The organism is Virgibacillus sp. MG-45 (genome assembly GCF_036409425.1).
Taxonomy (GTDB): Bacteria; Bacillota; Bacilli; order Bacillales; family Amphibacillaceae; genus LDC-1.
Genome location: NZ_JAXOFU010000002.1, coordinates 364,727 through 386,555 on the forward strand (window position 1 = coordinate 364,727; position 21,829 = coordinate 386,555).

Annotated in this window: 23 protein-coding genes and 1 rRNA gene; 6 read left to right on the forward strand and 18 right to left on the reverse strand. The window is 36.8% G+C overall.

All coding sequences use genetic code 11. The features are described from left to right. Window positions 1-185: 185 nt before the first annotated feature. From murC to SPK86_RS04080, 7 genes are all read right to left on the reverse strand, one after another. Entirely contained in the window at window positions 186-1,487 is a 1,302-nt protein-coding gene (gene murC, locus SPK86_RS04050) for a UDP-N-acetylmuramate--L-alanine ligase (RefSeq protein ID WP_284139862.1), read from the reverse strand. A gap of 146 nt (window positions 1,488-1,633) precedes the next feature. Further along, the gene (locus SPK86_RS04055; RefSeq protein ID WP_284139863.1) at window positions 1,634-2,749 is read right to left on the reverse strand and encodes a nicotinate phosphoribosyltransferase; all 1,116 of its coding nucleotides are present in this window, start codon (window positions 2,747-2,749) and stop codon (window positions 1,634-1,636) included. Window positions 2,750-2,834: 85 nt separating this feature from the next. Then, window positions 2,835-5,048: a DNA translocase FtsK gene (locus SPK86_RS04060; protein WP_284139864.1), complete on the reverse strand. Its 2,214-nt coding sequence runs from the start codon at window positions 5,046-5,048 to the stop codon at window positions 2,835-2,837. A 193-nt stretch (window positions 5,049-5,241) separates the two neighbouring features. Then, on the reverse strand, window positions 5,242-5,844 hold the full coding sequence (gene ytpR / locus SPK86_RS04065; RefSeq protein ID WP_284139865.1) for a YtpR family tRNA-binding protein: 603 nt from the start codon (window positions 5,842-5,844) through the stop codon (window positions 5,242-5,244). Between the two features lie 20 nt (window positions 5,845-5,864). After that, window positions 5,865-6,668, reverse strand: coding sequence for a DUF1444 domain-containing protein (locus SPK86_RS04070; protein WP_284139866.1), 804 nt, complete (start codon window positions 6,666-6,668; stop codon window positions 5,865-5,867). Window positions 6,669-6,696: 28 nt separating this feature from the next. Beyond that, complete coding sequence (locus SPK86_RS04075; RefSeq protein ID WP_284139867.1) at window positions 6,697-7,014, reverse strand: thioredoxin family protein; 318 nt, start codon at window positions 7,012-7,014, stop codon at window positions 6,697-6,699. Between the two features lie 122 nt (window positions 7,015-7,136). After that, complete coding sequence (locus tag SPK86_RS04080; RefSeq protein WP_284139868.1) at window positions 7,137-7,658, reverse strand: hypothetical protein; 522 nt, start codon at window positions 7,656-7,658, stop codon at window positions 7,137-7,139. A 147-nt stretch (window positions 7,659-7,805) separates the two neighbouring features. On the opposite strand from SPK86_RS04080, the gene SPK86_RS04085 reads away from it, so the two are divergent. Further along, window positions 7,806-8,246: a YtoQ family protein gene (locus SPK86_RS04085; RefSeq protein WP_284139869.1), complete on the forward strand. Its 441-nt coding sequence runs from the start codon at window positions 7,806-7,808 to the stop codon at window positions 8,244-8,246. A 68-nt stretch (window positions 8,247-8,314) separates the two neighbouring features. Here the strand turns inward: SPK86_RS04085 and SPK86_RS04090 are convergent, their stop codons facing one another. Both SPK86_RS04090 and SPK86_RS04095 read right to left on the reverse strand, forming a co-directional pair. Beyond that, window positions 8,315-8,815 (reverse strand): DUF84 family protein, encoded by a 501-nt coding sequence (locus SPK86_RS04090; protein ID WP_330948689.1) that lies wholly within the window; start codon window positions 8,813-8,815, stop codon window positions 8,315-8,317. A gap of 43 nt (window positions 8,816-8,858) precedes the next feature. Next, window positions 8,859-9,926 (reverse strand): M42 family metallopeptidase, encoded by a 1,068-nt coding sequence (locus tag SPK86_RS04095; protein WP_284139871.1) that lies wholly within the window; start codon window positions 9,924-9,926, stop codon window positions 8,859-8,861. 206 nt (window positions 9,927-10,132) lie between these two features. On the opposite strand from SPK86_RS04095, the gene SPK86_RS04100 reads away from it, so the two are divergent. Then, window positions 10,133-10,447, forward strand: a complete 315-nt coding sequence (locus SPK86_RS04100; protein WP_284139872.1) for a PepSY domain-containing protein — start codon at window positions 10,133-10,135, stop codon at window positions 10,445-10,447. Between the two features lie 74 nt (window positions 10,448-10,521). Here the strand turns inward: SPK86_RS04100 and SPK86_RS04105 are convergent, their stop codons facing one another. Together SPK86_RS04105 and trmB are read right to left on the reverse strand one after the other, a co-directional pair. Next, window positions 10,522-11,415, reverse strand: coding sequence for a YtnP family quorum-quenching lactonase (locus SPK86_RS04105; RefSeq protein ID WP_330948690.1), 894 nt, complete (start codon window positions 11,413-11,415; stop codon window positions 10,522-10,524). Window positions 11,416-11,580: 165 nt separating this feature from the next. Then, window positions 11,581-12,222, reverse strand: a complete 642-nt coding sequence (gene trmB / locus SPK86_RS04110) for a tRNA (guanosine(46)-N7)-methyltransferase TrmB (RefSeq protein WP_330948698.1) — start codon at window positions 12,220-12,222, stop codon at window positions 11,581-11,583. 84 nt (window positions 12,223-12,306) lie between these two features. Here trmB and SPK86_RS04115 point away from each other — a divergent pair, with 84 nt between their 5' ends. Further along, on the forward strand, window positions 12,307-12,594 hold the full coding sequence (locus tag SPK86_RS04115) for a YtzH-like family protein (protein ID WP_284139874.1): 288 nt from the start codon (window positions 12,307-12,309) through the stop codon (window positions 12,592-12,594). Here SPK86_RS04115 and SPK86_RS04120 read toward each other — a convergent pair. From SPK86_RS04120 to SPK86_RS04145, 6 genes are all read right to left on the reverse strand, one after another. Beyond that, window positions 12,581-13,396: a phosphotransferase family protein gene (locus tag SPK86_RS04120; protein WP_330948691.1), complete on the reverse strand. Its 816-nt coding sequence runs from the start codon at window positions 13,394-13,396 to the stop codon at window positions 12,581-12,583. The genes SPK86_RS04115 and SPK86_RS04120 overlap by 14 nt on opposite strands. Window positions 13,397-13,470: 74 nt before the next feature. After that, a complete protein-coding gene (locus tag SPK86_RS04125; RefSeq protein ID WP_284139876.1) occupies window positions 13,471-14,418 on the reverse strand; it encodes a diacylglycerol/lipid kinase family protein in 948 nt (315 codons plus the stop codon). A 5-nt stretch (window positions 14,419-14,423) separates the two neighbouring features. Further along, window positions 14,424-15,344 carry an NERD domain-containing protein gene (locus SPK86_RS04130; protein ID WP_284139877.1) on the reverse strand — a complete coding sequence of 307 codons (921 nt, stop codon included), beginning with the start codon at window positions 15,342-15,344 and terminating at the stop codon, window positions 14,424-14,426. 1 nt (window position 15,345) lies between these two features. After that, the gene (gene thpR, locus SPK86_RS04135; RefSeq protein WP_330948692.1) at window positions 15,346-15,915 is read right to left on the reverse strand and encodes an RNA 2',3'-cyclic phosphodiesterase; all 570 of its coding nucleotides are present in this window, start codon (window positions 15,913-15,915) and stop codon (window positions 15,346-15,348) included. Window positions 15,916-15,939: 24 nt separating this feature from the next. Further along, complete coding sequence (locus tag SPK86_RS04140; RefSeq protein WP_330948693.1) at window positions 15,940-16,650, reverse strand: pseudouridine synthase; 711 nt, start codon at window positions 16,648-16,650, stop codon at window positions 15,940-15,942. A 13-nt stretch (window positions 16,651-16,663) separates the two neighbouring features. Continuing rightward, on the reverse strand, window positions 16,664-18,286 hold the full coding sequence (locus SPK86_RS04145) for a putative polysaccharide biosynthesis protein (RefSeq protein WP_330948694.1): 1,623 nt from the start codon (window positions 18,284-18,286) through the stop codon (window positions 16,664-16,666). Between the two features lie 153 nt (window positions 18,287-18,439). Here SPK86_RS04145 and SPK86_RS04150 point away from each other — a divergent pair, with 153 nt between their 5' ends. The 3 genes from SPK86_RS04150 (at window position 18,440) to SPK86_RS04160 (ending at window position 21,342) form a co-directional block, all read left to right on the forward strand. Then, complete coding sequence (locus SPK86_RS04150) at window positions 18,440-19,693, forward strand: NAD(P)/FAD-dependent oxidoreductase (protein WP_330948695.1); 1,254 nt, start codon at window positions 18,440-18,442, stop codon at window positions 19,691-19,693. A gap of 69 nt (window positions 19,694-19,762) precedes the next feature. Continuing rightward, window positions 19,763-19,957, forward strand: a complete 195-nt coding sequence (locus SPK86_RS04155; RefSeq protein ID WP_284139882.1) for a hypothetical protein — start codon at window positions 19,763-19,765, stop codon at window positions 19,955-19,957. 191 nt (window positions 19,958-20,148) lie between these two features. Next, entirely contained in the window at window positions 20,149-21,342 is a 1,194-nt protein-coding gene (locus SPK86_RS04160) for a dicarboxylate/amino acid:cation symporter (RefSeq protein ID WP_284139883.1), read from the forward strand. A gap of 192 nt (window positions 21,343-21,534) precedes the next feature. Here the strand turns inward: SPK86_RS04160 and rrf are convergent. Beyond that, window positions 21,535-21,650 (reverse strand): 5S ribosomal RNA (rrf, locus tag SPK86_RS04165). Window positions 21,651-21,829 lie beyond the last annotated feature (179 nt).

The window sequence follows — 21,829 nt, forward strand, 5'->3', positions numbered from 1 at the left end:
TACCCTCGTTTTTGTTCGTTAAACATAACCTATGTTAGTATGCCTCAAAAAGTAAGGTAACTATGTACTAATTTCGACAAAGACTAAAAAAATCCTGCATCATTTTAGAACTTTATATCTTAATTATAACAAAAAGAGTCTATGATTTTCATTACTAGACTCTTTTGTTGCATCTATTGGTTAAATTAAACTTGTGAGATGTTGGTTTCATACGCTTGCTGAAATTTTTGAATGTCTCCAGCACCCATAAAGATTAAAATATGATCTGTATGGCTGGACAATGTATCGATATTTTCCATCGTAAGGATATTACTATGGTGAACAAGCTTTTGTAAATCATGAATTGTTAGCTGTCCACTTTCTTCTCTTGCAGATGCAAATATGTCACATAAATAAACATGATCGGCTAGATTAAGACTATCTGCAAACTCCTGTAAAAACGTTTTTGTTCTTGTAAATGTATGTGGTTGAAAAATAGCGACAATCTCTTTTTCTGGATATTTTTTTCGAGCTGAATCAATCGTCGCCGTAATCTCCTTTGGATGATGCGCATAGTCGTCAATCAAAATTTGATTGCCTATTTTTTTCTCTGAGAAGCGACGCTTTACACCTTGAAAGGAGTATATATGCTTGATTATATCTGTGTCAATACCTTCGTAATGACAAATTGCGATTACAGCTAAAGCATTAAGTACATGATGATCCCCGTACATTGGTATCGTAAACGTATCATAATACGTATTGCGAACATATACTTCAAAAGAAGTCCCATTTCCGGTTTGCATCACATTTTGCGCTTGAAAATCGTTTGTAGGTAAAAATCCATAATAAACAACCGGAACCTTTGCCTGGATTTGCTGTAATTGTTCATCATCCCCACATGCAATTATTCCTTTTTTTACCTTATCAGCCATGGACTGAAATGCATCAAATACATCATTAATACTTGAGAAATAATCTGGATGATCAAAATCAATATTTGTCATAATAGCATAATCCGGTTCATACTTTAAAAAATGCCTTCTATATTCACATGCTTCAAAAACGAAATATTTACTATCCACATGGCCCTTTCCAGTACCATCTCCGATTAAATAGGAAATTGGAAATGCATGATCTAGCACATGGGCAAGTAAACCGGTTGTAGATGTTTTTCCATGAGCACCTGTAACAGCAATACTTGTATATTGCTTTAACCATTCCCCTAAAAATTCATGATAACGGTAAAAGGTTACTCCACGTTCTTTCGCAGCCTTTATCTCAACATGATTATCAGGAAACGCATTACCCGCTATAACGGTGTAGTCATCCTTGATGTTTTCTTCTGAGAAAGGGTAAATCGGAATGTTCTTTGCCTCTATTGCTTCTTGCGTAAAAAAACGTTTCTCCACATCCGAGCCTTGAACGGTTTCACCTGAATCATGAAGTATTTGGGCAAGTGCACTCATTCCCGTTCCCTTAATACCAATAAAATGGTAAGTTGTCATATAAAAGAACCTCCAAATATATATGTAGGAAAAATATCTTTTTCCCAATATCAATTAACCTAGGTGAATAATTCACCAATATCGATAATTATAGCAAAAGATAACAAGGAGCGAAACTGCTTTTTAATCCCGAAGAATAAGACCGTTTACATTGTTTGTTTATGATACTCTACCTTTTCAAGTCGCGGATTAGGACGAAAACGTCTTCCTTCCTTGGCGGATGGTGTTCCATTTAATAAGACATTATCACCAGTAAAGCCAATGTTAATTTTCAACAGACTTCCACCAACTCCATACATATCAACAGGAACTCCGAGGTTCTCAAAATGACGAATTCGCTCTTCTACAAACCCACCACTAACAACAATTTTCACGTGCTGATAGCCTTCCTCATCTAATGCCTTTCTTAAAGCAAATACAAGCTCTGGATTTACCCCGCGCGGATCAAAGGTTCCCATTAAATGATGGTTTCGTAAAAAGTATTTATCCACCAATGTTCTGGATGTATCGATGCGTACACCTTTTAAATCCTTCCCGAATTGGCGTGCTACCTTTAACGAATCAGTAATTGCATCATTATTATAGTCAACAAGCGCAACTAAATCATCCTCAGGATACATTTCATGATATGCTCTTGAAGCAGCAACAACATCCCCGCGGAACATTTGAATAAGTGCATGAGGCATTGTCCCCATACCTTCCTTTCCCCACCACTCATTCATAGCATGGGTCGCCTGTGCAGTAGAGCCACCTATAAATGCTGCATAACCATCTCCTGCTTGCTGTGTATAATGATCATCTCTATCTCCCATAAAAATAACTGGTTTTTGCTTACCAGAAGATCTAGCCGCTTTCACTACATTATATACATTTGTAGCGACTGATGTTCTCCTAGCTAGTATGCCATCGATTATCCCTTCTAAAAAACCAAATTGCTGATAAGCACCTGATATCGTTAATACAGATTCATATGGCTTGATTTTATCGCCATCCTTCAACGAATATATTTGCAATGTTTCTGGATTTTCTGCAAATGTATGAACGAGTGCAATAGCTTCATCTGTTCCACAAAGCACCGCTTCATCCTTTTGAAAAAACTGCATCGTCACATAATTATCAGGAAGCTTCTTTTCTGCAATTTCTTTTGTTTTTAAAAAATATACTGCCGAGAACCATCCCTCACTAATCCGTTTATCGAATTTGAACGTACGGTTGGTTAAACGATCTATTTTCCCTTTTAGTTTTTCTTCAATTTCTTTCATGACTTTCTCCCTTGATACTATTTTTTATAGTCCATCTATACTATCATATAAAAACGTCTCCAATTAAACAAGTTAAGTACGTTGCTTAATCCATATTATCCTGCCACTCTTCCAGTTGTGTTTGCGTAATTAGAACATCCCGTGGCTTACTTCCGTTTTGACCTGAGATGATGCCTTTTGACTCCAACGCATCAATTAATCTTGCTGCTCGATTATAGCCAATTTTAAATTGTCTTTGCAATAAAGAAGTACTTGCACTATTATGTGCCATTACAAATTGAATCGCTTCCTGAAGAAGTTCATCCTCTTCTTCGTCAACAGATAGCTGCTGTAGCAATGTCTCCTGCTCAAATAAATAATTAGGAGGAGCAATATTTCGCACATAGTCTGTCACACGTTCAATTTCATCATCTGATACAAATGGTCCCTGAAGGCGAATGCTTTTTCCAGCTCCATTTTCGACAAATAACATATCCCCTCTACCGAGCAGTTTTTCTGCACCAGCGCTATCAATTATTGTTCGCGAATCAACCTGTGAAGATACACTAAATGCAATCCTCGTCGGTATATTTGCCTTAATTAAGCCTGTAATTACATCTACGGACGGTCGTTGTGTCGCTAATAATAAATGAATCCCACATGCACGTGCTTTTTGCGCAATTCGACAGATCGCATCCTCCACATCCTGCGGAGATACCATCATTAAATCTGCTAATTCATCAATGATAATTACAATATAAGGCATTTTTTCATCAAGTCGATTTTGTTGCTCCATTTTTTGATTTAATCGCTTAATATCTCGTACACCTTCCTGAACAAAACGATCATACCGCTCTTCCATCTCATTCACAGCCCATTTTAACGCTGCTGTTGCAGCCTTTACATCTGTGATGACTGGAGAAATTAAGTGAGGGATACCATTATAAGGTGCAAGCTCAACCATTTTTGGATCAATAAGAATAAATTTAACTTCTTCATGGTTTGCTTTATAAAGCAAACTAAGCAAAATCGTATTAATACAAACACTTTTACCTGAACCAGTAGCTCCCGCTATCATTCCATGTGGCATCTTTTGAATATTCGTTACGATCGGTGAACCGTCGATATTGAGGCCTAATGCAATCGTTAACGGAGAGGTACTTGATTTAAATTGTTCTGTTTCCAAAATTTCTTGTAATCCTACCATGCTTGCCTGTGGATTAGGCACTTCGATTCCAATTGTATTTTTCCCCGGAATTGGTGCTTCAATACGGATATCCCGTGCTGACATATTCAGCTTCAAATCGTCACTTAAGTTCTTTACTTTACTTACTTTAACACCCATTTCAGGTTGAACCTCAAATCTAGTGACAGCAGGACCTTGCGTTGCATTCACCACTCTTGCACGTACATTAAAATGCTTTAACGTTTTCTCAAGCAGTTGCTGCTGCTCCTCCACCCATATCGAATTTTCGTTCCCTTTTACTTCTGGATCATCTAATAAATGAAGTGGAACGGATGCTGACGATTCCTTATTTTGCTCTATCTTCTTTATGTCTCTTTTATCCTGTAAACGCTTTTTATCTTTTGGTGTCATCATGACATTATAAGGAACAGAAGAAGTGTTATTACTTGCTACCACACTAGTATTTGAATATGGCTTTTGTTTTGATTTCTGTTTATCCACTTCTAGCTGATTCGGTTCCGTTTTTTGCTCTTTCCAATTATCTTCAGCGAAAGAATAATCGGTATCTTGTTTAGGAACTGAAGTAGAAATGTCTACTTGCTCCTCCGTATTTACTGTAGCTGCAGGTTGGTCCTTAAATAAAGGTTGTTCCTGCTGCTTATTCTCTTCGATTAGTGTTTCACTTTCTTTTTTGTCCAAATATTGCTGTTTTCTCATAAATGCCGGTACATTTTCTAGTTCTTCTTTCTGACTGGCTCTACGAGGATGAAAGCCGTAAATCGGAGAAGGAACATTTGTTGGTTGAAACGGCTTTTTTTCATCCTTAACTCGACGATAATTATTGTCTTTTACTTCATTGTTAATTTTATGATCATACTCTCTCGTCTTCTTTGCCCGACGCTGATATGCTGGAATTTCAGTTGGATTCACTTTTTCAGTCGAATCCGGGATTACCGGAAATCGAAAAGGAGTCTCTTTTGGATATTGATAAGCTATCTTTGCTTCTACTTCAGTTGATTGAACCGAGCCGATAGGATATTGTGGTTTTTTCGTTTCTATATCATCAACCTCTACTTCTACCTCTACTTCCTTCCAAATAAAGTGTTCTATCTTTTTCTTCCACTTATCCCACATATATGTTCACTCATTTCCTTGAATTCATTTCTAGCTAATATTCTACCAGTTTTATACCTTCTTTTGCAGGATTCTTGGTAAATATTCGCAATCGATGTTCTCCCTTTATATCGGTAGATGCGTGCAACCTTATAAATAAAGCAACCCATGTCTGAAGACCTGGGCTGCTTTATATTATAAAAAGCTTGAGAAACTAGACCTGAAAGGCGTCACCAATCTCATGCGTATCCTCTAATACGTAAATTCCTTTTTCTTGCGGTGCATTCGGCAAGCCAAGCTCTTTTTGCGAGCATATCATACCGTTCGAAGGAACACCACGTAATTCTGTCGGTTTTATTCGTAATCCACTAGGCATCGTTGCTCCAACCTTGGCAACTACAACTTTTTGTCCTTTGTCCACATTTGGAGCGCCACAAACAATTTGTAATGTTTCTGTGCCTACATCAACTTGGCACACGCTAAGCTTATCTGCATTTTCATGGGCTTCTTTATTTAACACATAACCAACAACAAACGTCGGGCTTAAATCGAAGTCAAGCTCATCTTGAAGCTGATGCGTTTGAAATAACTTTTCCAGCTCCATTAAAAGCTGCTCATTCATTGTTATCCGACCAGTTGAATGAAGCTGCAAATGCTTCGATGCTTCCAAAATATTATAGCCTAATCGTTCTCCATGATTGTCGGTAATTTTAACAATTGGTCCGTATATTTCATGCTTTATTTCATACCTATTTCCTTCTTTTAATGGGATAATAAGCACATCTCCAATACCATTCGGATTATAAAAAACATCCATTCAACTCACTCATTTCTAAGTTATTTTTCTGGGCGGTTTTTAGCCAAAATAAAAATAGGGGTCAATTTTTTATCCTCATAAACAAAAGATAACGATGTAACCGGAATTCGTCCTTCTGCAAAAAATTTCATCGTCATTTGAGCAAGAATATCATAACCCATTTTATTTTGTATATCTGCGATTATAAAAACATCCTGATGCGGAACAGATAAGGCTAGTTCACCCTTACTATTTGCTTTCATTTCCTCTAGAAATGCCTCATTCAGTATGCGACTTGCATCATATCCATCCTGCATAGCAACAAAGTAAAAATCATTATCCGCAACTGTATCCTTTTTCACATCATTTCGTAATGAACGTAAATTAAAGGTCGCTATTTCATCGATATGAGCCGCTGTCCAGCCTTCTTGTTTTAGTAAAGGTGCATCAATTAATCGATACGATTTACCTAAATCGAGCGCATAATAAACACGTGTTTCCGCGGTATGCTCCTTGTAAATGAGCGCTTCTCCTGCCTTAGTTTTCGTTGGAAAGGAAGCGGCTCGGATTACAGGATAGATATTTTTTTCCATTCCTTGTAAGGAATAAGTTTGATTCATAATGCGCAAGGATTCCTCAATATGCTCCTTTAGTTCTTCAATTGCTACCTCTCCACGAGCATTAAATTTAGCTACAACATTTGGAAGAGTTATCGTTACGCCCTGCTTCGTATCTTTCCATTCTATCCGGAATGTATCATTGTTCCGATCATATGACGTCTGATAATTCGGGTTGGAAAGCTGCTGCTCTAGTATGTTCTTCAATTTAATACTAGTCATCTTCATCGCTTTTCCTCCTCGTCTCTAGCAAGCATTACGCAAATAGATCTTCTAAAAATTGTTCAATTTCTTCTTTTGTCTTTCGATTCTTGCTTACAAATCTACCAGCTTCCTGCCCTTTATGCATGGCAATAAAGCTTGGTATACCAAATACATCTAGTTCTTGGCAAAGCTCAATAAATTGATCTCGATTTATCATTACAAAGGTATAATCCGAAAATCTATCTTCTAATTCAGGTAAGATTGGCTCTATTACGCGACAATCTGGACACCAATCTGCCGTGAATAAAAGAACTACCTTATCTTTGCTTATCAATTCATTATACTGTTCCATTGTTTCTAATAATTGCATCTTATCAACTCCCAATTCTTATAATAGCTTTGTTTTTCTTTACTTTCAATGATGTTGTTTAATTCGCTATACACTCCCTAGGAATAAAAAAGCTATCCAAAATTAATATGGATAGCTACTATTCATTCATTTTGGAACGCTAGTGAGAGTGCTATTTTCATTAATTCCCTTGCATCATTTTCCAAGTTTGTCTTTGGTGTAAAAGTCGTTATTTTTACACCGCCTACTCCAACTTGCAGCTCATAATGATTTTCCTCATCTGGAACAATTCGAATATAACCGAATTTTTCTTTATCTTGAAATGATTCGATAAGAAGTGCATCTTCATTACGTGCCGCTGCAGTATAGTTCAGCTCACTGTCCGCTGATTCTAATCCGTTATTAAAAATAAGGAATGTTTGCTCTTTATTCTCTAAAATAATATTGTTTTTATCTTGTTCCGTTACATGAAAACCTTTTGGCAGATAAAAAGGCAAATCTGCTTTCTCACTATTTTCACCCTCATTTGCTGCATTTTTGAAGGTGCGTTCTGCTATTTTTCGTGCATCCTGAATGATTGTCTTTTCTGATTTATATTCTGATATTGTCAGCCCTACAATAAATATTACTAAAGCAAGAATGACTAATAATGTTGGTCGCTTCAATTTGCTTCCCCCTACTTAAGGCCTATTATGTCCATTTATATCTTACTAGAAATCATAAAATTTGCAAGGAGAACGTTTGAAACGCTTTAATTTTTGCTGTGTTTTGATTAATATGGAGGTGAGAGATTTTTAAATGGAGGGAATTACATGGAGTTAACCGTTTATCTAGCAGGACAAATTCATGACAACTGGCGTGAGGAAGTTGCACAGAAAGCGAAAGAAAAGAGTCTACCACTTACGTTTGTAGCTCCACAAACAAATCATGATCGTTCTGATAATGTTGGTGAAGATATCCTAGGACAACAACCGAACAAACTCTTTAAAGACGATGCAGCTTCAAGTATAAATAATTTACGAACACAAGTATTAATGCAAAAAGCAGACATTGTAATTGCACTCTTTGGTGAAAAATACAAGCAATGGAATACAGCAATGGATGCCAGTGCTGCAATTGCGATGAACAAACCGACGATTATAGTTCGTCCTGAATCTCTTATTCATCCTTTAAAAGAGCTTTCTAATAAAGCAAATGTAACTGTTGAAACCGTCGATCAAGCTTTAGATGTGTTAGCTTATATTTTTGAATAAACAAACAGGGCTATCCTATCTGTCAAATAATTGACTTTAGGATAGCCTTCTTATTTCGTTCTATTTTATTATTTCATGTATTCCCATTGGCCACGAAGAATTTTCACAACATGTTCAAACATATCACTTCTGGTGATATGACCATTGGTAAATATCCCAATAGCTCCTTCTTGTTTTCGAACATCCTTCTTTTGAACATAAGCATCCATTATATAGCCGAGTTCTTCTCCTACATCTAATTGGCTCTTAATTTCCTTTGGCAACGGAATTTTTGCTCCACTTGCTGTATAAATCCGACTGTCTGGTGTCACCAATGCACCCCAATTACATAGGTACATTTCGTCATCCATTCTCATGACACCACCTTCAAGTCCGATTCCGATGAAAGGTGGATTCACATTGCTGCATTGTTTTGCTCGATTCACAGCGCCAAGCTTTGTTTCATGATCTGAAAACGGCTGTGCAGCAACATGCGAAGGAACATCCATTCCAATAACCTCTGCCTCTGGAAAAACTTGTGCTACTGCTTTTATTTTTGCTGGGTTTTTCGAACCAACTCTAATTTGCATAATACCCTCCAACATCTTTCCAAAGCTTTTAAGCTACAGAAAACTAGCTATTTGCTCTTATTAAATCAACCGTATTTTGATCCGTAGATTTGACAAGCTTTACAATTAATTCTTTTGCGGCAGCGTAGTCATCCACATGAATAATAGATGCTGATGTGTGAATGTATCGTGAACATATACCCACTACTGCAGAAGGTACGCCATTTCCAGTTAGATGAACACGACCAGCATCAGTGCCACCCTGAGAAATAAAATACTGATAAGGAATGTTGTTCGATTCAGCTGTATCCAGAACAAAGTCCCTTATTCCTTTATGCGTAATCATAGAACGATCAAAAATTCGAAGCAATGCTCCTTTTCCTAATTGACCAAATTCCTTTTTATCACCAGACATATCATTAGCTGGTGAAGCATCTAACGCATAAAATATATCCGGTTTGATCATATTTGCCGCAACCTGTGCACCACGTAATCCTACTTCTTCTTGTACGGTTGCACCAGAATATAATTCGTTTGGAAGTGTTTCATTTGCTACTTCTTTGAGCAATTCAATGGCTAACCCACAGCCATACCGATTATCCCATGCTTTAGCAAGGATTTTTTTAGGATTTGCCATTGGTGTAAATGGACAAATCGGAACGACAGTTTGACCTGGCTTAATTCCAATTTTTTCTGCATCTTCCTTATCATCGGCTCCGATATCAATGAGCATATGTTTAATTTCCATCGGCTTCTTACGCTGCTCATCCGTTAAATTATGCGGAGGAATAGAACCGATAACACCAGTTACTGGTCCCTTTTCCGTCAATATTTGAACACGTTGGGCTAATAGAACTTGATTCCACCAGCCTCCAAGTGGCTGAAAACGTAGCATGCCATTTTCTGTGATTTTGGTCACCATAAAGCCTACTTCATCCATATGTCCAGCAACCATTACCTTTGGACCCGTTCCTTTTTTAACCCCAAAGACTCCACCGAGGTTATCGTGAATTAATTCATCTGCGTATTTTTCTAATTGCGATTCCATAAAAGTGCGTACAAGTTTTTCATTTCCTGGGGCACCATGAAGCTCTGTTAATGTTTTAAATAATTCCATCGTATCGTGTTTCATTCGTTCTCGTCACCTCTTCAAATATGTAATATATTTAGTATAACGGATATCTCCATATTTTTTCTACAAATCGTCTTGATTCCATTCAATAATATTTTCTATTTGCACGCACATCATGTATACTAAAAAATAGAAGTAACAATTGTTACCAACGTGTATTTATGAAAAATTAATAAAGCTAAAATTACTTTGCAAGAGGTGAAATGATGAGTAGAAAAAAAGTTATTCTTGCTGCAGGTCTTGGTGTTGCAGCTGGATACTTAGCAAAAAGACAAATGGATCAGCTACAAAAAATCACACCAGAGAAAGCATTAAAAAATGCGAAAGATACATTTAAAAAACAAGGTCCAATAAGTGGTTCATGGATTTATATGAAGCCAGAGGAAGTAGAAAAAAACGGGTTAATTTACGAAGCTTATCGTGGCGGAGTTACTAGAAACATCGATGGAGAAAATAAGCAGTTTGAATTTTACGTAGACACAGAAACGGGAGCGGTCATTGATTCGATTGAAACAACATAACCGTTAGCTATATTATTTCCTTGGAAATAAAAGGGTAAGCTCGATGATTATGAGCTTACCTTTATTTTTTTCAATTAGCTATTTTCTTTTTTATAACCCGATTCATTACTTTCTGGATAAGCATAGCGTTGTCTTTCGACCGCATCTATCTTTTTACCACTCTCATCAAATTTAATGGCTCGATAGTATGCATCGTGATAAAACGTATACCACGCATTTTTTTCATAGCCAAATTGCATCCATTTCTCCTTTTCATGTACCGAATCCACCGGATAATCATCATAAGCCAGTGCCCAAAGCTTGTTTTGATGTCCATGTGTAGGCATAATATCCGCCATATGGATAAAACAATCCGCACCATCCTCAAATACGATAATGCAATGCCCATTACTATGACCACCTGTATGAATCATTCGTAAACCGGGAACAATTTCTAACTCCTTATCAAACGTTTTGACCTGCGAAATAATCGGCTTCCAATTCATTTCCCAGTACGTATTGATCGATCGAATATTTGGATGCTGCATTTCTTCCCATTCGATAGCAGAAGTATAAATAACTGCATTTTGAAAAACCGGCTCATAGTTATGCTCATCAACAGGTTTTGTCAGTCCACACGCATGATCAAAGTGAAGATGCGTCATTAAGACAACGTCAATATCTGCGACAGTCAATCCATGTGCTGCTAGCGACTTTTCAATCGCAGATTCCTCACGCACTCCAAAGTTTCGCACTTGCTTTGCTGTTAATTTAGCATTTCCCATCCCTGAATCAATTAATATCCGTTTTCCATCAACTAATAAAAGAATAGGGTCTGTACGTAATTCGATTTGATTTTGTTCATTAACAGGATATTTTTTGCTCCATAATGCTTTTGGCACTACTCCAAACATCGCACCTCCATCCAAAAAGTTAACTCCCCCTTGAAGCCAAGATAACGAAGCTCTGCCAACTTGCAAGTTTTCCAATTCAATCTCCCCCCATTATGTATATTAAGAACAGGAAATGTTCTTTTTTTAGAATTGTTTCCAAAAACACCTTTAAAAATAGTTTACCGAATACCTTCTCCGCTTGCAAACGCTCTCATTCATTTTATATAAAGAGAAAAGCCTTGATTAGAGAATCAAGGCTTCTTATTTGTTAAACGATGCTTTACAGCGATAAATAGGTTGTCCTTTCGCTGAAAATTTCGCTTCGTATTCCGTTTGAATATTCGTAGGATCTGCTTCTTGATGCAAATTCAAATTTACTTCCGTTAATTTCATACCATACTGTGAAAAACTAACTAGAGAATATTCAAATAACCCTTGATTATCTGTCTTCATAATTAGTTGTCCATCTGTTTCCACTATATGTTGATATTTATCTAAAAACGTGTGATAAGTTAACCTTCTTTTTTCATGACGATTTTTTGGCCATGGATCGGAAAAATTCAAATAAATCGTGGAAATCTCGTTTTCATTAAACACTTCTGCGATGTTTTCAGCATTTTCATTTAAAAGCACGATGTTTTTTTGTTCCGTGTCTAATACCTTTTGAGCGGCAGTTACAATGACGCTTTTTGCTAATTCGATACCAATAAAATTCACATCTGGGTATTGCTTAGCCATACCACAAAGAAATTGCCCTTTACCGGTTCCTATTTCAACATGAATCGGATTCGTATTTCCAAAAAGCTGCTGCCACTTTCCTTTATGATTAGTCGGATCTGCAATAATTAGTTCGTGATGTTCTTTTATAAAATCATCTGCCCAAGGCTTATTTCGTTGTCGCACTTTACTCACTCTTTCCTTCTATACGTTATATTCTTTATACATAATTTCTAATAATAAACAAAAACTATTCCTAGAGGTGATTCCATGACATTAAATACGAGCCATTTACTTACATTATTAAGCGATATTCTGGATGAACACCAAACAGATTTAAATGGGGAAGTAGCCGAATATCAGCAAATTAAACGTCTTGTAAAAACAATGATTGCACAAAATCATATTACAGATGAACAGCTTCAACAAATGCTGCCAGAAATATATAATTACGGCATCAAAGGAGAAACTGTTCAAAATATGCAAGAGCACATCGATTCAAATAAAAACAATATCGAACAATGGTTACAAACGATTGATCGCATTAACCTCGAATAGTTTTTGCTACAAGTTCATTTAACTCTCTAAGATTTTCTAATCGTTTCGTTGCTCGATTTACTTCGTTCCGTTCAATATGAAATGCAAAATAATTTAACGTATCGACAATGATATACCAATACATTCGTTCAATCATTTGATGATCACTTTTAGCACCGTACGTTTGAAGCCATGTTTTCCATTCTTCTGATGGAATGTACCATTTTAAAATCATCCCATAATCAATTATCGGATCAGCAATCATTGCGTTATCCCAATCAATTAAATAAAGCTGATTATCCTCTGTTTGCAAAATATTATGATGATCAATATCTCCATGGCAAACGACAAGCTCTTTGTTGGTTGTTGCGGGCATTAGATGCTCCAAATGCGTAAGAGCTTCCTTTACCTCCATATATTCATTTGCAAGCTGTAAAGCGGACAAACGCTTTATAACTTGTTGCAATCTTGTTTCAGCAGTTATCGGCCGCTTTCCTAAACGCATTAACATATAAAGCAATTCAGAGGAATGATGGATTTTTCGCAGCAACTTAGCTACCTGGTGGCTCTTCATTTCTTCAGGTTGAAGCTGTCTTCCCTCAAGCCATTCTTGAGCGGTGACAACATCTCCGTTTTCCATCCGCTTCGTCCAAACAAGCTTCGGTACAATGCCTTCTGCAGACAAAACAGCTAGAAAAGGAGAAGAGTTTCTTTTAAGAAAAAGACGTCTGCCATCTTTTTCTGCAAGGTACGCATCTCCGGTTAATCCACCTGCTTCTGTAACTGTCCATTCTTTACTCAATACCTTTTTAAACCAATCCACCGTGCATTCCTCAAATCTATAATCATAATCATTCTCTAAAAAACAAACATGTAAATAGATTATCTAAAATCAAATTACTTTGCAACATTAGAAAGCTTCTTTCCACCATTTGTTCCTAAAATAATAATTGGTAATTGTTGCTTTTTAATTTTACATGTTTGAAATGTACTCGTTTCACCATCTATTTGAACAAACTTCTCTTGCTTTGTTTTCAGTACTATTTGCTTTGCTCTAACAATTTCTACTTCCTTAAATCGAGTATGTCCTCCCCAAAAAACGGTAATAAACAAACCGAGAACCTTCCATTTTGAAATAGAATGAAGCAATAAAATCGTTACATAATCTTTTTCTACCGTAGCACTTGGATTTATTTTCATACCACCACCATAATATGGATGGTTGGAAACCGTTGTCATCCACAGCTGATCAATGGTACGTTTCTCATTATCAATTTCCAACTCGATTGAAAAAGGCTGAAAGCGAAAAAGTGTATATAAAAGTGCAAAAACATAACTCAGCTTTCCAACTCGAATGACGTTGAATATTCGTTTTAATGATCCGCTGTTCGCTCGATGCGTTACCTCTGCATCAAATCCAAAGCCAATACTATTAACAAAGTGACGTCTTTTATCTTGTAAATAATAATCTCCAAGCCAATAAGTAGAAATTCCATCACCACTTACAATTTTCTGAAACAATGCTACCGGATCCCCTTGAATTTCTGCCCCTCTCGCGAAATCATTTCCTGAACCAGCAGGAATGTAAGCGAAAGGATAACGATTCGTCCCTAAACCATTAATTGCTTCATAAAAGGTCCCATCCCCACCAATAACGATAACTGTGTGAATATCTGCGTCATTATATGTATGCAATTTACGAACAATCTCAGTCGCATGTCCTTGATATTCTGTTTTATAGCACTTACTCGAAACGAGCTGAAAGGCACTTGTTTTTTTTATTTCTTCAAAAACCTTTAACCCTCTTCCATTCCCAGCAATTGGATTAACAATAATAATATACATTTAGTTTAGACCTCATCCACAAACGTAAAGGTAGATGTATCCTCTTCCCATTCTGGACGTTTCACAGAGGAGGTTTCACATTGTTTTAACAGCGCATCGGCTGCTTTTAATTGGCGATTCTTTAGTGGTGATTGCAGTGACCTTTTTTCTTGAAACCATTTATCGAATTCGCGTGTACCAACTATCCTTGTCTGAAAGGGTTCGTTTGAAAATATAATCTGGTGCTTTCGAGATAATACCGTCTTCGAAACAGAAAATTCAACGTCATTGGATTTTAAAATACTTCTTACTATTTTCTCAGTTCGTTTCAGAGCAATAACCGGATTTAATATTTTTGTGTTTTTATGCTTTCCTTCGATAAACCATGTTCGTTCATCACTAGCCATAATAGTAGCATCCTCTGATAAACCTTCTAATAAATAGACGATTTCAATGCCAACAGGAGTGATTAAGATTATTTCGGTTTCCATAGGGGCTTTTTTAATATTAAAAATTGGGTAGTACATAATTAAATAATTATCTGGAAAGCGTTGTAAGAAAAATGCAAGTGTAGAATCCATCCTATATTTTGTTTCGAAAAAAGATACATCTGTTACAGTAGAAGTAGCCCATTTGAGTTGAAAGGGATAAAGTTTATTTAAAAAATATTGCTTTAACTCCATTTCAGACCTTGGCAAAGTATCCGTATGCTCCTGTATCTCTGGTTGATTTTGATCCGAATCTCTTCTCAAAAATTTTAACCAACGCGGAATTTTACTATCTGCTTCCTCTTCATTATCAAAGGCTTCTACTTGTGATGGGTTACTCCAAATATGATAGAGCTTATTCCAATTTTCCTGCTTTAACCGAATGAATTGAGTGGAATACCGATAAATATCCCATTCATACCTCGTAATATAATTTTGTAATTTAATTAATTGAGCCATTTTAAACACCACCATTTAAGTTAAATCGATGCATCACTTCATATTTTGGTTGTTTCGCAGGATGTATTTTATAAATTACAATTTCTTGAACGTGAACGTGCGCATGGATGGCAGTATGATAGGACGTCACAAGCTGTTGAACAGTTGATAAAGGAGGACCGGCCCACTTCTTTCCTAGGGTAATATGCGGACGGAAGGGACGACTCTCTTTAGTAAATCCTGCTTGTTCCACAGCAACCTCTACGTTCTGATAGAGATTTTCCAAGCTTTCCGAAGTCTCTACTCTAGCCCATAATACGCGTGGCTGCTCTTCTTTTCCAAACGTACCTGTTCCTTTAATCGTAATCGAAAATGGATCCGATTGCTTTATTACCTCAAGCTCTGCAAGCAACAATTTCATTTTTTCCTGAGAAACTGCCCCAAGAAATTTAACTGTAATATGAAAATCTTCTCGATAGGTCCATTGCTTATACGGCATCTGTTTTTTAAAATATGCTTGTTGATCTGCAAGCATGTCTTTAACGTTTGATGGTAAAGGTAGTGCGATAAAATAATGAGCGGTTGACTGCATAGTAGATGGTCCTCCCTTTTACAACTACAATGAGTGACAATAAGCAATCTCTGCTTCATTTAACTCACGGTAATGTCCGAGTGGCAGAGAAGGATCTAGTGTTAGCTTCCCCATCGAAACTCTTTTTAAATATATGACACGTTTTTCAACGGAACGAAACATTCGTTTAATTTGATGGAACTTACCTTCCGTAATTGTTATTTCAACTTTCGATTCTTCGTCACTTTTCAATATCTTTAAACGCGCAGGCTTTGTTTTATACCCATCTTCTAATACGATACCGTTCTTAAATTTATCTACATCTTCAATCGTTACTTTCCCTTGAATGGTCGCAATATATGTTTTTCCTACATCCTTTTTAGGTGATAAGAGTCGATGCGCAAGCTGCCCATCATTAGTTAGGAGAAGTAATCCTTCCGTATTTTTATCCAATCTCCCAACTGGAAAAGGTTTAAACCGCTGCATGGATGACGGTAATAAATCAATCACTGTTCGGGCTTCATCATCCACTGTCGCAGAAATAACCCCCTGCGGCTTATTCAACATAAGATATATATTTTTTTGATAGCTCACAGACTGCCCATCTACTTTTATATCGTCAACATTGGGCTCAACATGAAGCTTACCATCGGTTATTATCAATGAATTAACGGTTACTAAGCGCTTTTTGAGTAAAGTCTTAACTTCCTTTCTACTCCCGTAGCCTGTGTTTGCTAATAGCTTGTCTAATCGCAAGGAATTACCTCCCTCATCTTCGAAACACTTTATCTAAAATACGTACCCGATTTCCAAGTACTCTTTCTAACAGAGTAGAGGCGTAACCAAGCCATAGATAAACCACGCCTCCAACACTAACACCGATCATGAGCATTATTACAGCAGCTGTTCGCGATTCCTCATAAGGAAGGAGCATACCGAATAAAAACTTTGTAGCTACAATTGCAATAAACATGATTGCTGAAAAAATAAGTACAAGTAGCGTTCGCTTAAAGGTTTGACGATAAGAAAAATGGATGGACTTCTTAATTCGCCATAAATTTAATACAACCGCTGTTCCAGATGCTAATGCAGTTCCAAAGATTGCTCCCTTAGCACCAAACAAGTGGATCAGTGGAATATTAAATAAGATTTTCACAAAAAGCCCTGCCAGTAAACTAATCACTGCAAAATGCTGTTGATTTATTCCTTGTAAAATAGACGAAGTCACTGTAAACAAGGCCAGTATTAATGCAATTGGTGCATACCAGGCCAGTAAGGATCCAGTTAATGCGATATGGTTCATACCATATAATGCACCGTACGCTGGATAGGATAGCGCTGCTAAACCTACTGCAGCTGGAATAACAAGTACAGAAATAATTTGTAGCGCCTGATTAATTTGTTTAAAAAGAAGTTCTTTCCTATTTTGCGTAAATGTATCAGTTAACGCTGGTAAAATGGCTAAAGAAAGTCCTGTTGCAATCGTTACTGGTATGATTACAAGCTTGTGTCCATAAAAATTAATTGTTGCAAAGGCAATTTCTGAAATGTCTAATTCACCAATTGCCATCATTCCTCGATGAAAGGTAAACTGATCGACAAGCTGGTATAAAGGTGTAGCAATTCCAACCATTACAAAAGGACCTGCATATCGGAATAACTCGATAAACATTTCCTTTGTAGAAATGTCATGTGTGTATTGCTGCTGCATCAAACTTCTTTCTATATACGGTTTTCTTTTTCGCCAATACACCCAAAGTACAACAGAGGAGGCAATAGCGCCGATAAACGTTGCAAATGTTGCAAAGCCTACAGCGAGTGGCATCGGTCCATCAACCACTTCAATAATTAGAAAGACCGCTACAAGTAAAAATACAATACGTACGATTTGTTCTGCAATTTGGGACACTGCCGTGGGCCCCATTGACTGATGCCCTTGAAAAAAACCTCTTACAATACTCATGGATGGAATAATTAACAGTGCAAAACTAACCATTTGTATTACCATCGTAACATCTTCGATTGAGTTCCCCATTTTATTATCATCAACAATAATTTGCTTGGCAATCCATTCTGCACTAAAAAACAACGTTAAAAATGCGAGGATACCTGTTATGGCCATAAGTAATAGTCCACTTCGAAACATGCGCATGCTTGTTTGATAATCACCTAATGAATTATATTTAGAAACAAATTTAGATACCGCTAACGGCACACCTACAGTTGATAAACTAATTAATATATTATATGGATTATACGCATACTGAAACAAGGCACCGCCTTGTTCTCCTACGATTTCATTAAATGGAATAACATAAATCATTCCAAGAATTTTCGATAAAAATGCTGCTCCTGATAATAGAACAGTTCCTCTAACAATATTGTTTGACATTTGGTCACCTGCGTTTTTTCTTAAATTTACTCTAAACGTTATTTTATCATATATTTTTGTATGTTGGACAAACATAATCCCGATTCCATTCGAAAATTGAGTGAATCATTCATCCATGTTAAGATACATAAGGATGAAAGGAATGAATGCACATTGAAGTATGATGTTATAGTTATTGGCGGTGGCCCTTCTGGGTTGATGGCTGCCATTGCAGCAGCAGAACACGGTGCCAAAACGCTTTTACTAGAAAAAGGAAATAAACTCGGTAACAAACTTGCTATTTCAGGCGGAGGACGCTGTAATGTGACAAACCGGTTGCCACAGGAGGAAGTCATTAAACATATCCCCGGAAATGGAAAATTTTTATACAGCGCTTTTTCTGTTTTTAATAATTATGATATTATCGATTTCTTTGAAGCACTTGGCGTAAAACTTAAAGAAGAAGATCACGGAAGAATGTTTCCAGTTTCTAATTCAGCGAAAACCGTTGTAAACGCGCTTTTAAATCGATTAGACGAATTGGGAGTTACGATCAAAACAAATACCGCCGTTCAAGCGATTCATTATGGTGAAAACGAGCATCAGGTTGTTTTACAAGCCGAAAAAATATCTACAAAAAGTATTATCATTGCAGTCGGTGGTAAGGCAGTGCCTCATACTGGATCAACTGGAGACGGATATGCATGGGCAAAAAAGGCTGGACATACAATTACTCCGCTCTTTCCTACCGAGGTTGCGTTAACATCTAACGAGGACTTCATTAAAAAGAAACAATTACAAGGACTGTCACTACGCGATGTTTCCTTAACTGTCTTAAATGCAAAAAACAAGCCGATTGTCTCGCATCAAATGGACATGATTTTCACGCATTTTGGTGTATCAGGACCTGCAGTCTTACGTTGCTCACAATTTGTTGTTAAAGAGCTATTAAAAGGAGAAAACCATGTAAAAATGGTTCTCGATGTATTACCGAATACATCTAAAGATACGTTACAAAAAGAATTACTTACATTATGTGAGAAAAATCCACGTAAAACGATTAAAAATATATTAAAAGGAATTGTACCAGAACGATTTCTTACATTCATTTTAGCCTTAAACGATATTGAAGCAACCGATCATGCTGCTAATATATCAAAAGAATCCATTCAAAAACTTGGTAATACAATAAAACAGTTTACATTTTCCGTTCATGGCTCATTACCAATGGAAAAAGCATTTGTAACTGGTGGTGGTGTTTCTATAAAGGAAATAATGCCAAAAACAATGCAATCTAAACGAATGCCGCGCTTATTTTTTTGTGGAGAAATCCTCGATATCCACGGATATACCGGCGGCTATAACATTACCTCTGCCTTAGTAACCGGCAGATTGGCTGGTATAAATGCTGCTTTAGCTGGCATATGATTCCTGTAATTATTTTTCTGTATTAAGCCACGCTATTAATGCCTGGGATAAAACAGAAAGGATGATAAAATGCAAAAAAATAATGGAGTTTGGTTGCCACTAATTGCCTCCGTTGGAGTTGGCGCAGCAACATTCTATACCATGACAAAGAATAATCAAGGAATAGGTCAAACGATGCAAAAAATGATTCCTTTCGTTTCACAAATGACTGGTTCTTCTGGAACAGGAGATACACAAACCCTAGGCCCACACGGAATGAGTTAAATTGTTAGAAGCGTGTTAATGCACGCTTCTTTCTTTTATTATTAAATAGATGTGGTGCAAAACAAATTTAAACAAATTCAATTATGAACAGCATTTTAATTTAACCATCTTATATAAGGCAAAAGATGCTTGCACTCCCTCTCTTGCTCTAGTATAGTAGTCAATAATTAAATTGATAAGGAGAGAAAAAAATGAAGGGATTTCACCTACTTATAAGAATTGTAATTGCCATTATACTAGGTATTTTACTCGGTTCCTTTGTTCCTGAGTGGACGATTCGTATTTTTGCAACCTTTAACAGCCTTTTTGGAAATTTCTTAAGCTTTGTTATCCCCCTTATAATTCTTGGATTTATTGCTCCTGGTATTGGAACATTGGGACGAGGAGCAGGAAAATTGCTTGGTCTAACTGCGGTAATCGCTTATACATCAACGATTATTGCTGGAGTAATTGCATTTCTTGTTGCTAAAAACCTTTATCCAGCAATGCTTAAAGGACAATCACTTGAAAATTTTTCTGATCCAACGGAAAGTCTTGCTACAACTTATTTAAAGCTTGAAATGGCACCTCCAATCGGAGTCATGACAGCTTTATTACTTTCCTTTGTTATTGGATTAGGAATCGCTGCAATAAAGGGGAACACATTGCTTCATTTAATGAATGAATTTCGAGATATTATCCAATTAGTTATTGAAAAAGTAATTATTCCATTACTTCCATTTCACATTTTTGGTATTTTTGCTAATATGACATTTGCTGGTCAAGTAAGTACCATTTTAAATGTTTTTGCAAAGGTATTCATTATGATCATTATTTTACATCTATTATATTTAACATTACAATACACTGTTGCTGGATCATTGAGTAAGCAAAATCCTTTTGGCATGATAAAGAAAATGCTACCTGCATATTTCACAGCTTTAGGAACACAGTCGTCTGCTGCAACAATTCCAGTTACATTAGAAAGAACGAAGAAATTAAATGTACGCGAACGAGTCGCTGACTTTACAGTTCCACTTTTAGCTAACATTCATTTATCAGGCAGTACAATCACTCTTGTTAGCTGTGCATTAGCAGTTATGTTTTTACAAGGCGACATGGCAAGCTTTTCTAAAATCATGCCTTTTATATTAATGCTAGGAGTTACGATGATTGCCGCTCCAGGAGTGCCTGGAGGTGCCGTAATGGCTGCACTTGGACTATTGGAAACAATGCTTGGATTTGATCCAACAATGGTTTCGCTAATGATTGCGCTATACCTTGCACAAGACAGCATTGGTACTGCATGTAATGTAACAGGAGATGGTGCAATTACTTCGATTATAAACTCTTTTCGAAAAAAGAAAGATCCTGTTGAAGAAGAAATAAGAACAACTGCACAGTAAAGAAAAACTGCTGGAAATAAATTAAGTCAGGCAGTTCATCCAAGGGATGAGCAGCTTGACTTTTTTTGGTTTTCTTTCAAATTTGGTGGTGTAGCTTTCTAGCGCGAGTTTGTAAGCAAAAGGCATACAGATAACGCACATGTCATTTTTTGCATTAAAAAATGGATACGAATTTCGTATCCATTTTCTTTCGCCTGGCGGCGTCCTACTCTCACAGGGGCAATGCCCCAACTACCATCGGCGCTGAAGAGCTTAACTGCTGTGTTCGGCATGGGAACAGGTGTGACCTCTTCGCTATCGCTACCAGACAAATGTCTTTAAAGGAAAGACAAGATATATTATAGGCATTTTCCAAAGAAAATGCAAGGGTTTTTTATTTATACCCTAAAAACTAAATAAGAGATCTACCAATGACAAGCTGACATAAAGAAAGTTAGTTAAGTCCTCGATCGATTAGTATCCGTCAGCTCCACGTGTCACCACGCTT

Bases quoted from the DNA above. Each gene is read 5' to 3' on its own strand.
- murC (WP_284139862.1), bottom strand. From the start codon at position 1,487: ATGACAACTTACCATTTTATTGGTATTAAGGGAACGGGAATGAGTGCA.
- SPK86_RS04055 (WP_284139863.1), bottom strand. From the start codon at position 2,749: ATGAAAGAAATTGAAGAAAAACTAAAAGGGAAAATAGATCGTTTAACC.
- SPK86_RS04060 (WP_284139864.1), bottom strand. From the start codon at position 5,048: ATGTGGGATAAGTGGAAGAAAAAGATAGAACACTTTATTTGGAAGGAA.
- ytpR (WP_284139865.1), bottom strand. From the start codon at position 5,844: ATGGATGTTTTTTATAATCCGAATGGTATTGGAGATGTGCTTATTATC.
- SPK86_RS04070 (WP_284139866.1), bottom strand. From the start codon at position 6,668: ATGAAGATGACTAGTATTAAATTGAAGAACATACTAGAGCAGCAGCTT.
- SPK86_RS04075 (WP_284139867.1), bottom strand. From the start codon at position 7,014: ATGCAATTATTAGAAACAATGGAACAGTATAATGAATTGATAAGCAAA.
- SPK86_RS04085 (WP_284139869.1), top strand. From the start codon at position 7,806: ATGGAGTTAACCGTTTATCTAGCAGGACAAATTCATGACAACTGGCGT.
- SPK86_RS04090 (WP_330948689.1), bottom strand. From the start codon at position 8,815: ATGCAAATTAGAGTTGGTTCGAAAAACCCAGCAAAAATAAAAGCAGTA.
- SPK86_RS04095 (WP_284139871.1), bottom strand. From the start codon at position 9,926: ATGAAACACGATACGATGGAATTATTTAAAACATTAACAGAGCTTCAT.
- SPK86_RS04100 (WP_284139872.1), top strand. From the start codon at position 10,133: ATGAGTAGAAAAAAAGTTATTCTTGCTGCAGGTCTTGGTGTTGCAGCT.
- SPK86_RS04115 (WP_284139874.1), top strand. From the start codon at position 12,307: ATGACATTAAATACGAGCCATTTACTTACATTATTAAGCGATATTCTG.
- SPK86_RS04125 (WP_284139876.1), bottom strand. From the start codon at position 14,418: ATGTATATTATTATTGTTAATCCAATTGCTGGGAATGGAAGAGGGTTA.
- SPK86_RS04130 (WP_284139877.1), bottom strand. From the start codon at position 15,344: ATGGCTCAATTAATTAAATTACAAAATTATATTACGAGGTATGAATGG.
- thpR (WP_330948692.1), bottom strand. From the start codon at position 15,915: ATGCAGTCAACCGCTCATTATTTTATCGCACTACCTTTACCATCAAAC.
- SPK86_RS04145 (WP_330948694.1), bottom strand. From the start codon at position 18,286: ATGTCAAACAATATTGTTAGAGGAACTGTTCTATTATCAGGAGCAGCA.
- SPK86_RS04155 (WP_284139882.1), top strand. From the start codon at position 19,763: ATGCAAAAAAATAATGGAGTTTGGTTGCCACTAATTGCCTCCGTTGGA.
- SPK86_RS04160 (WP_284139883.1), top strand. From the start codon at position 20,149: ATGAAGGGATTTCACCTACTTATAAGAATTGTAATTGCCATTATACTA.